The 10,662-nt window shown below is 66.4% G+C and carries 7 protein-coding genes; 2 read left to right on the top strand and 5 right to left on the bottom strand.

Annotation, left to right across the window (positions count from 1 at the left end):
• Positions 1-269: 269 nt before the first annotated feature.
• Positions 270-764: a hypothetical protein gene (locus tag ACS5Q7_RS22050; protein ID WP_478341407.1), complete on the bottom strand. Its 495-nt coding sequence runs from the start codon at positions 762-764 to the stop codon at positions 270-272.
• Between the two features lie 384 nt (positions 765-1,148).
• Positions 1,149-2,285, bottom strand: coding sequence for a glycosyltransferase (locus ACS5Q7_RS22045; protein ID WP_478341406.1), 1,137 nt, complete (start codon positions 2,283-2,285; stop codon positions 1,149-1,151).
• Between the two features lie 367 nt (positions 2,286-2,652).
• Here ACS5Q7_RS22045 and ACS5Q7_RS22040 point away from each other — a divergent pair, with 367 nt between their 5' ends.
• Both ACS5Q7_RS22040 and ACS5Q7_RS22035 read left to right on the top strand, forming a co-directional pair.
• Positions 2,653-4,524, top strand: a complete 1,872-nt coding sequence (locus ACS5Q7_RS22040; protein WP_478341405.1) for an acyltransferase family protein — start codon at positions 2,653-2,655, stop codon at positions 4,522-4,524.
• A gap of 501 nt (positions 4,525-5,025) precedes the next feature.
• Positions 5,026-5,790, top strand: coding sequence for a DUF6551 family protein (locus ACS5Q7_RS22035; RefSeq protein WP_478341404.1), 765 nt, complete (start codon positions 5,026-5,028; stop codon positions 5,788-5,790).
• Positions 5,791-5,912: 122 nt separating this feature from the next.
• Here ACS5Q7_RS22035 and ACS5Q7_RS22030 read toward each other — a convergent pair whose 3' ends face one another.
• The 3 genes from ACS5Q7_RS22030 to ACS5Q7_RS22020 all read right to left on the bottom strand — a co-directional run bounded on the left by ACS5Q7_RS22030 (position 5,913) and on the right by ACS5Q7_RS22020 (position 10,640).
• On the bottom strand, positions 5,913-7,241 hold the full coding sequence (locus ACS5Q7_RS22030; protein ID WP_478341403.1) for a polysaccharide biosynthesis/export family protein: 1,329 nt from the start codon (positions 7,239-7,241) through the stop codon (positions 5,913-5,915).
• 244 nt (positions 7,242-7,485) lie between these two features.
• The gene (locus tag ACS5Q7_RS22025) at positions 7,486-8,859 is read right to left on the bottom strand and encodes an HlyD family type I secretion periplasmic adaptor subunit (RefSeq protein ID WP_478341402.1); all 1,374 of its coding nucleotides are present in this window, start codon (positions 8,857-8,859) and stop codon (positions 7,486-7,488) included.
• Positions 8,859-10,640, bottom strand: coding sequence for a type I secretion system permease/ATPase (locus ACS5Q7_RS22020; RefSeq protein ID WP_478341401.1), 1,782 nt, complete (start codon positions 10,638-10,640; stop codon positions 8,859-8,861). The genes ACS5Q7_RS22025 and ACS5Q7_RS22020 overlap by 1 nt, the downstream gene beginning before the upstream one ends.
• Positions 10,641-10,662 lie beyond the last annotated feature (22 nt).

The raw sequence follows: 10,662 nt of genomic DNA, 5'->3' as shown, positions 1-10,662 counted from the left end.
TGCGAGCGAAGCGAAGCAATCCAGGGATCCGCCACATCCGTTCAGGTCCCGCTGCCCTGGATTGCTTCGCTGTCGCTCGCAAAGACGGTGAAGCAGGTGATCCGGATCAAACCGAAACCGCTCCAGTGCATAGCTGTGAGAACGGAGTGAGTGCGTCACTGTACTCGCCGAGCGGCGGACGAGACCCGCTCGCGTGGCTACGCGCTCTCGCGCCGCACACAAAAAAGGGGGCGGCAAAGCCACCCCCTTTCACCTCGACCAGCTTAGTATTAGCCGACGAAGTGGTAGTCCTGCGTGGACAGAGCCTTACCGTTCAGCGAGTTGATCTCGAAGTTGTAGTGCTGTCCGGTGTTGCTGTCCAAGATCGAGTAGTAGTAGAGCTTGGCGTCGCCGCCCGAGCCCGACTTGCCGGCACCGAGGAGCTCGAGGGTCGAATTGGCGCCGAAGCCCGAGAAGGAAATGAAGTCGTTCTCGTGGCCGATCACGGAACCTTCGCCGGCGCCGTGGAAGTCGGTGATGTAGGCGGCAAGCGAACCGAAATCCTTCGTCGCCGTGTCGGTCGTCTGGCCGAACTTGGCGGAAAGGATGAACGTGTCGTTACCAGCGCCACCGTAATACTGGTTGAAGTCGCCGTGTCCCTCGAGCCTATCGTTGCCCGTGCCGCCGGCCATCTTCTGGGTGCCGTCGACCTGGGTCTGGCCAGGCGCGCCCTGGATTACACCGTTCGCGTCGGGAGCCGTGGTCACACCATCAACAGTCGCCATTTTAACCCTCCTGATGCTCGTCGCTAGTCGGCCGTCTGTAGTGACGGCTCAAATTCCGACAACGCTTTATTGAAACGCCCGCATTGCCTAAACGGTTCATTAAGTATGCACAAACGCGATGTCAACTTGATAAGAGTTAAATTCGAGCTAAATTTAAGTCTTCGCGAATAATCCCCGCGAACTTCGAAAAAGAACAAAATTTATCGCGCGGCATCCCGCGTCGGGACTTGCCGGACCGTTCTGCTATTGCAACAGTCGCACAAATTTTCGCGCCGCAACAACGGCGGAAGTGGGATCTACGCGCGTCAACTGAGTAGTTGGCGACGGATTACGCAGTATCCGCGAGAGACCAGAGCCAGCTGCCAGGACGCGGCACGGTCGCCCTCAGGCCGGAGCGTGGCGCCGCTTCATCCCGGCGATCTCAGCGACCAGTTCGGCACATTCCTCGGGCAGGCACAGCCAGGTTGATGGATGCAGTGCGGCGAGGCGGTGTCTTTGCGCACGCAATGTGGCCAGGTCGAGGTCGCGGAACCAGGCTTCGAGCGACGCCTCGACCGGGTCCGCCAGCGTGACACCCACCCCATGAGCCGCGAGCCATCGGCCGGTCGCGGTGCGCGCGAGCGCCAGGGGGACAGCTCCGCCCCACCCGCTTTCGTACAGGCGGTTGGGAAGCAGCCACTCCGAGTTCTGCCCCTCCTCGAAGTAGTCGATGGCCCACGCAAAATCGACGCCACCGTAGATGTCGGCCAGATCTTCCGGGTTTCGATAAGCCCCCTCGAACCGCATGAACGGCTCGGCGGCGACGAGCGCCTCGAAATCGGGAAACACGGCCGCAGTCGGCCGACCGCGGACGATCACCTCAATGGCACCCGCGTGATCGCGGCTCAGCCGTGAGAGCAGGGCGAAACTCTTTAGACAGCGAATGGCACCGAACCATCCGATCCGCCAGGGTCTGCGCTCGTTGCGGTCCTGCCGGGGAGCCGCGACCTGCGCGCCCCCCAGGAAGACCTTGTTCTCCACGAGCCTCACCGGCAGGCGCACCGACGAGATCGGATCGAAATAATTCTCGACGAAGGCCGGCGAGCTCGTGAGCAGCAGCGAGGCGCGGCGTGCCAAGCGTCCCTCCACGCCCCGCAGGATCCGGCTGGCGGCCCCCTGCCCGAGCATGAGCCGGTGGATGTCGAGGCTTTCGTAGACGAGGGGGATGGGCGAGGCGCCGCGCACCGCGACGGCCACCGCCAGCATCTCGAGATTGCGCGCCATGATCGCGTCCGCTCCCTCGATGAAGGGACGCAGCCGCTTGGCCCCTGCGGCGGCCTTGATCGTGGCGACGGCCCGCGCCGCCATGCGGCCATCGGTGGTCTGGCCGAGATCGACCGGCGTGACGCCCTCGATCGGCGCCACCGACGCCTTGCGATGAAAGCCGATCAGCCTGACCTCCGCTCCGCCCATGCGAAGCATCGCGACGCGGCGGCGCACCGCCGGGTCGTTCAGGTCAGGCACAAAGTACGAAATCAGCACGAACCCGGCCCTGCCTCACCGATCTAACGAATAAGGGATGCGAAACGCAGTCCCGGATGACGGATGCCGGGGCCCGGCCTGGGGCGATCCCGCATGCTGCTTTGAATCAACGAAAGGCTGCGATAGACTGACAATCAAGCAACGTATGAGACGCAGGCGCCACAGGGGCATCTAAATCATGGGCGCCAGCCCGCGATAAACAACAGCCCAAGTCGTCCAAGCGCGTCCACTCAGTACTCATCCTTCCATCGCGCGCGCCATCGGGGCTCCGGCTCCTGCGGCGGGTCGGCGGATTGCCCGGCTATCGGCGCCGCCTCGTGGGATGCGGCATCGCGAGACAGCAGAGATCGGCCCCATCCGCATGTCCATGCCCTACCGCAGAGATGTCGACGGTATCCGCGCCGTGGCGGTCATGCCCGTCGTGCTGTTCCATGCGGGCTTCACGTTCATGTCCGGCGGCTTCGTCGGCGTTGATATCTTCTTCGTCATCTCCGGCTTCGTCATCACGTCGAAGCTCATCTCGGATATCGACGACGGGCGCTTCTCGATCACGAGCTTCTATGCCCGCCGGATCCGACGCCTGCTGCCCGCCATGGCCGCGATGCTCGCCGTGGTCTACGCGGTCGGTCTCGTCCTGCTCCTGCCGCCGGCCATGGCCGACCTGTGTTCCAGCATGCTGGCGACACTCGGCTTTTCCGCCAACATCTATTTCTGGAAGGCGAGCGGATACTTCGACGCCGCCGCCCAGACCCGGCCGCTGTTGCACATGTGGTCTCTCGCGGTCGAGGAACAGTTCTACCTGTTCATCCCGCTCCTCCTGGCATTCCTCCGGCTCCGCGCGCCGCGGATCCTGTGGCCGTTCCTCGCCCTCATGGCCGCCGTCTCGCTGGGCCTCAGCATCGCGATGGTCAGCGTGGCGCCGACGGCCAACTTCTTCCTGCTGCCGACCCGCGCCTGGGAATTGCTGGCCGGAGCCCTCGTCGCCGTCGCCCCGCTCCCACGGGTCGGCAACCGGCTCGTGCGCGATCTCGGGGGCGCCTCGGCGCTGGCGCTGATGCTCGTCCCGACGGTCCTCTATGACGAGACGTGGTCGTTCCCCGGCCTCACGGCGGTGGCCCCGGTCCTCGGCGCCGCCCTCGCCATCTACCTCGGCGGCAGCGGTCAAAGCGCGGTCACGCGGCTGCTCGGACACCGGGTGTTCGTCGGAATCGGGTTGATCTCCTACTCGCTCTACCTGGTCCATTGGCCGTTGATCGTCTTCACGCGCACATGGCTGTTGCGCGATCCCTCCATCGCCGAGGCGTTCCTCCTCGTGGCCGCGAGCCTCGTTCTGGCCTGGGCTTCGTGGAAATGGATCGAGACGCCGTTCCGCCGGGGACAGGGCGGCTTCGACAAACCCGCCTTCGTCGGCGCCGGCGCCGTCCTCGGCAGCCTTGCGATGCTCGCGGGCCTCGGCTTCGTCACGCGCGGCCTTCCGCAGCGGATGCCGGGCTTCGAGGCGCGGCCATCGATGCAGGCCAGCGCCAGCCCCTGGATGGACCGGCGCTGCTTCCTGGAGAACCAGGCGGCGAGCGATTGGGCCGGGCGCGACTGTATTCGCACGACCAAAGCCACGAACAACGCCCTGCTGTGGGGCGATTCCTTCGCCGCCCATTATATCGTCGGCCTCTTGGACAACGCCGATCGGCTCGATCAGAACATTGTTCAGTACACCTATGCCGGATGCCCGCCGGTCTTGAGTTACAAGTCTTACGCGCGGCCCGGCTGTGAGGCGTTCAACAACAATGTGTTCAAGGTCATCCGGGATTTCGATATCAAGACCGTGATCATCTCGGCGCGCTGGGACGGTCTTGGCCAGCGCGGCTTTTCCGGTATCGGCGAGACGGTCAAGCGCCTGAAGGACGCCGGCGTGACCGTGTATGTCATCGGACAATCGCCGATGTTCGCCTTCGACGTGAACACGCTGCACTATCGGGGCGCGGGTCAGGACGAGGCCGGCCATGCCAGCTGGTTCACGAGCTTCAACCAGCATCTCAACGCGCGCATCAAGGCGGAGGCGGGATCGTCGTTCATCGATCCGACCCCGACCTTCTGCGAGGGCGGCCGCTGCGACTACCTACGCGACGGCAAGACGCTGTTCAACGATTACGGGCATTTCTCCGCCACCGGCAGCAGCCTCGCCGTGCGAAGCTACTTCCCGATCTTCGCGAAGGCCGCCGGCGAGGCCGCAGCCCGCTGAGCGGACGCTGCCATTCATTAGATCAACGATCTCGCGACCGGAATGCCGGGCCGAGCCGGGCATTGTCTAACAATCTGCCGAAAACCCCTTGCGGAGCAGAGGATCGTTCGCAAGCGGTCCCTGTGAGCGAAGCAGCCTGCTCGAGAACGAGCCCCGGGATGAACCCGACAGGCTGGTGCGTACGTACTTTGCCGCCTTCAGGGGAACTGCGCGGAGCCTCGGATCTAAAGATCGCGCTCGCTCGTTTCGATGCGGCTGCGGGCGATTTCGGCCGCGGCTCGGTACTCTTCGTGATGGAGAATGGGATTAATATTGCCGCAGCGCCGACATCGCGAACGCTAGACGCCTGGCAAGTATCCCAGAATTTATATTGACCTACTCCGATTTTTTCTGAAACTGTTTGGCATGCGTGGGGCCACGTCACACCCGCAGGAAAATATGCGTCCTATCTCGATCGAGGGATTCGAACGGCCGAAGCGACTGCCCGAAGGGCCGGCGCCGATGCTCCAATGGATCAAGATCGCCGACCTGCTGGTCGATCCCGCCTACCAGCGTCCCATCGTCGGGCGCGGCCGGACGAACGTCGCACGGATCGCGCGCTCCTTCCGCTGGACCTTCTTCGCGCCGGTGGTGGTGTCTCCGGTGGAGGGCGGACGATTTGCGATCATCGACGGGCAGCACCGGACCACGGCGGCTGCCCTGTGCGGCTATGACACCGTGCCGTGCCAAGTGGTGATCGCGGCGCAGGGCGAGCAGGCGGCGGCCTTCAAGGCGATCAACGGGATGACGACCCCGATCACGCCGATGGCGCTCTATGCCGCCGCGCTGACCGCGCGTGAGGATTGGGCACTCGAGATCACGGAGATCTGCAAGAGCGCCGAGGTCAGCCTCCTCCGCTACCCCCTGGCCGTGGAGCGGCAGGCGCCGGGACAGACCATGGCCGTCGGCGCGCTCCGGGCCTGCCTGCGCCGCCACGGGCGCGAGACGCTGGTTCTGGCCCTGCGATGCGTGACGCAGACCCACAACAACATTCCGGGCGTGCTCTCGGCCCGGATGATCAAGGCCCTGTGCGAGGCCATCGCCCTCGTGGATGGCAAGGGCATCGGCGATGATCGCCTGATCCGCGCGGTCGATGCCATCGATCTCGACGCCATCCAGCAGGCCTCGCTGGACAACGCCGCCGCCACCGGCAAGGGGCCGACGCGGTCCCTGGCCGAGGATATCGTGGATCGCCTGTCGCGCGAGCTACGGCGCGACGCCGCCTAGTGCAGGGACGCCCTCACTCCGTTCATGCGTCCCTGCCCTAGATCCTTGTTTTTGCATCAATTTTTCCAGACACGGCTGACGCCTTCGTCTGGATCGATGCACGAGCGGCGGGTTGGCGTCCCTCACTGTGACGAGGGCTTGAACTCGTACTCGAACTTCAGCGCCACCTCGACCGTGTCGCCGGGCTGAAGGATCGTGTCCTCGTCCGCCTGCACGACCTGGGGCGGGGCGCCCGCCTCGTGGCGATGGACGGTGATTTCCGGCTTTCCGCCGCCGCCGCGCACGAGCTGCGAGCGCACCACGCCGGTGTAGAGGAGCTTCTCGCCCACCGAGGAGAGCTTCGCTTTCGTCTGGGCGAGCTTCACGCCCATGTCCTGAAGGTCGCGCAGGAGATCCGAGCGGCGCTGGTCCCGGAGGCGATCGATGGAGCGGGCCGCCTCGGCGCGGTCGCGCTTGGCCTTCTCGACCTCGACGCCGGTCTGGAGCGCGCGGGTGGACGTCGTGAGGCTGAGGCGGCGCGTGTCCAGCTGGCGGGACATCGGGACGACGCCGCGCTTGTTGAGGTCGGTGATCCGATCCACCTCCTCGGAGTCGAACTGCGCCGCCTCCTTCTCCTTCTGGTACTGGTCCTGGATGGAGATCAGGCGATCCTTCGTGATCTTCAGCGTATCCTGAAGGTGCGCCTCCTCCTTGTCGTAGTCGGCGCGACGCGTGGTCAGGAGGTCCTGTTCGGTCTTGAGGATGGTCTGCTGCACCGAGGGCGAGATCGGCAGCTTGTCGCTCGCCGGCAATTCGATGGTCGTCTTGCCGTCCAGTTCCGCGCGGAGGCGCGCATAGGCCACCTGCTCCTGGGCGAGTTCGACGTTGAGCGTCTCGTAGTCCCCGCGCAGCTCGGCGGTGGCGAGGATCGGGCTCTCCATGCGGAAACGCTGGAGATCGTAGCCCCCCGCGAGGGAGATGGCCTGCCGGACGCTGAGGCCGGGCGCGTAGTGCAACTCGCCGGGCTTGGCGACGTCGCCGGTCACGTAGACCGGCCGGTATTCGATGATGGTGACCGAGACCTCGTTTCCCGCGATCACGGTCTGCTGCTCGGCGCCCCCCTGGAGGCGCAGCGTCAGGGCCGTTCGGGGGATCAGCTCACGGATCTTGTCGCGCACCTCGGCGATCGTGTGCCCGCCCGCCGCGACATCGCCCACGAGGGGAACCGACACGTCGCCGTTGATGCCGATCGGCATACGCTGGCGCATCTCCGCGATGCCGGCCACGGAGAGTTCGAGCACGTCGCCCGGCTGGAGCCGGTACTCGGCCGCCTGAGCGTCCAACGAGACCGGAAACGTCGCGAGCAGGCCCACGATCAGTGGACGGAGCAGCCGGCCGAACAGGGAGCGTCCCTTCGCCGGGACGCGCATCGTGGTCCGGTCCCGGCGCGGTGCTGCACCCGTGACGTTCATGCTTCACGACTCCCGATCATGCCGGCAAGGCTGGACGCAGCCTTCACGCCTCGGCGTCGAAGCCGCCGCTGGGCTCTGCGATGCCGGGGACAATCCCACACCGCCCGGTCGGGCGGTGCGGCGATGCTAAAGCATTTTCCGCCGAAGTGGATGCCGGTACGGCCCAGGAAAACGCGGCGGATACAAAGAACTAAAGCACCGTCTGCAATCCGTGGATTACAGAAGGCGCTTTAGAGGCACATCGTTACCGTTCGCGCCATGCCTTGAAGACCTGCTCGGCGAGCGGCTTCGTCAGGTAGCTGATGACGGACCGGTCCCCGATCTGGAGATAGGCCTCCACCGGCATGCCCGGCACGAGGCGCGCCCCGTTCAGCCGTTCCTTCTGGTCCTCCGGCACCGAGATCCGCGCCGTGTAAAAGGGCGCGCCGGTCTTCTGATCGTTGCTGACGTCGGCCGAGACGCGGGTGACATGACCCTCGATCTGCGGCGTCGTGCGCTGGTTGAAGGCCGAGAACCGCAGCAGCGCCGTCTGTTCCAGGCGGACGTTGTCGATGTCGTGCGGCTGGATCTTCACCTCCACCGCCAGTTGGTCGGCGGAGGGGACGATGAGCATGGCCGGCTCGTTCGGCGTCACGAGGCCGCCGATCGTGTGGACGGTGAGCTGGTGGACGGTGCCGTCCTGCGGGGCGCGCATGTCGACGCGCTTCAGCTGATCCTCGGCGGCGATCCGCTTCTCGGATTGCTCCGACCACTTTCCACGCACCTCGGCGAGGTCCTTGCCGACCTCGGTGCGCATGTCGCTGTCGATCTGCAGGATCTGAAGCTCGGTCTCGCTGATCTTGCCCTTGGCCGACGCCATCGAGGCGGCCAGCTGCGCCCGCTCGCCGGTGAGGCGCACGGCGTCGCGTTCCAGCGCCGTGACACGGGCCAGCGGCACGAGGTTCTTGGCGTAGAGTTCGCGCACGCCCTTCAGCTCGGTCGAGATCAGCGCGATCTCGCCTTCCTTGGCGGAGCCCTGATCCTTCAGGCCCTGGATCTCCTGGCGCAGCTGGGCGATGCGCTCGCGCATCTGCGCCTTCTGGCCCTCGCGTCCGTGCAGGCGGGCGGAGAAGAGCCTCTGCTCGCCGTCGATCAGGGTGGCGACCACCGGATCGGTGGCGGCCCGCGCCGTGAGGGCGGGCGGGAAGACGACGCGCGCGTCGCCGTTGCGCTCGGCCTCGTCGCGGGCGCGCCGCGCATCGAGTTCGTCGAGCGCCTTGATGATCATGTCGAGGTTGGCGCGGGTCTGGGTCTGGTCGAGGCGGATCAGGACATCTCCGGCCTTCACGCGGCTTCCGTCGTGCACGAGCAGCTCGCCGACGACGCCGCCGGTCGGGTGCTGCACCTTCTTCACGTCGGATTCGACCACGAGTTGGCCCGGCGCGATCACCGCGCCCGAGATCTGCGTGAAGGTCGCCCAGCCGCCGATGCCGCCCACGAGGATCGCCGACACGAAGATCGCGAGGGCGACGTGGCGGTCGATCGAGCGTCGCGCCCGGCGTTCCCGCAGCTTGACGACGGGCGTCGGCCGGACCGGGACGAGGGACCGGTCGCCCTGAATGGCGGGGGTGGAGACCATCACGCACTCTCCTGCAGGGCGGGGGCCGCGGTCGGGGGGGTCACTTCCTGGGGCGCGACGGGCGGCGGCGCGTTCGGCACCGGGGCCATGAAGCGCTTGAGCACTTCGTCCTTCGGCCCGAACGCCTGCAGGCGGCCGTCGGTCATCAGCATCACCCGGTCGAGGGCCGCGAGCGCGCTCGGACGGTGGGCGACGACGACGCAGATGCCGCCGCGCATGCGCACGCCCATGATCGCCTGCGTGAGGGCGCTCTCGCCCTCGTGGTCGAGGTTGGCGTTCGGCTCGTCGAGGACGACGAGGAAGGGGTCGCCATAGAGCGCCCGGGCGAGGCCGACCCGCTGGCGCTGGCCGGCGGACAGGCCGGCGCCGCCCTCCCCGGTGCGGGTGTCGTAGCCCTCCGGCAGACGCAGGATCAGCCCGTGGACACCCGCCGCCTTGGCGGCGCGGACGATATCCTCGTCGGTGGCCTCGGGATCGAAGCGCGAGATGTTCTCGGCGATCGTGCCGGCGAACAGCTCGACCTCCTGCGGCATGAAGCCGATGTGCCGGCCGAGCTCGGTGCTCGTCCACTGGTCGAGGGCCGCCTCGTCGATGCGGACCTTGCCCGCCTGGCTCGGCCAGATGCCGACGATGGCACGCACGAGGCTCGACTTCCCCGAGGCCGAGGGGCCGATGATGCCGACACCCTGGCCCGCCTTCAGCTCGAAGGACACGTCGCGGACGACGAAGCGGTTGGTGCCGGGCGGCGCGATGCTCACGCCCTCGCAGGTCAGGGTCGCCTGGGGCGCCGGCAGGGACAGGAGCGTGGGCTCCGGCGGCAGGCGCTGCAATTGCTCGGAGAGGCGCTTCCAGGCCTGGCGGGTCTGCATGAAGCCCTTCCAGTTGGCGATCACCATCTCCGCCGGAGAGAGCGCCCGCGCGACGAGGATGGAGCTGGCGATGATGACGCCGCCGGTCGCCTGGTTTTCGATGACCAGCCACGCGCCAAGGGCCAGAACGCCCGATTGCAGCGCTCCCCGGAACACCTTTCCGGCGAAGGTGAAGCCGCCGCTCAGATCCGCGATGTTGCGGTGGCACTCCATGAACTCGTCGCTGTTGCCGGCCCAGCGGGCGATGAAGCGGCGGCGCATGCCCATCGCCGTCAGCACCTCGGCGTTGCGGCGCCCGGCCTCGGCGAGGCTGTTGCGGCTCACCGTGTACTGAACGACGGTCTTGAGGCGGTGCCCCGTCGTCCAGTCGGTCAGGGCGGTGATCGCGATCAGGACGATGATGCCGAAGACCGCCGCCAGCCCGACATACGGATGGAACATGGCGCAGATGATGATGTAGATCGGCATCCACGGAAGGTCGAAGAACGCCCCCGGTCCGGCGCCCGACAGGAAACCCCGGATCTGATCGAGATCGCGCAGCGGCAGAAGGCCGTCCGCCGGGGCCGAACCGCTCAGCGAGCTGCGCGAGATCACGTCGAAGACGCGGTCGGACAGGGATTCGTCGATGGCGATGCCGATCCGGGTGAGGATCCGGGCGCGCACGGCTTCGAGCAGGCCCTGGAAGGCGTAGAGCGTGAGGGCCAGGACGGCCAGCGCAAGGAGAGTCGGAACCGACCGGCTCGGGATGACGCGGTCGTAGACCTCGAGCATGAAGAACGATCCCGTGAGATACAGGATGTTCACGAGGCCGCTCATCCACGCGACCGTGAGGAACGCCCGCTTGCACTCACCGAGCGCCAGCCAGATCTCGTTTTGAACGCGCTTCTTCACGGTGCCGCTCGTGGTGATCAAGTCTTGGCGAACCTACCCGCCC

This window comes from Methylobacterium sp. Gmos3 (assembly GCF_056430985.1).
Note: the sequence above shows the minus strand (reverse complement) of the source record. Positions and strands in the feature narration are given on the sequence as shown.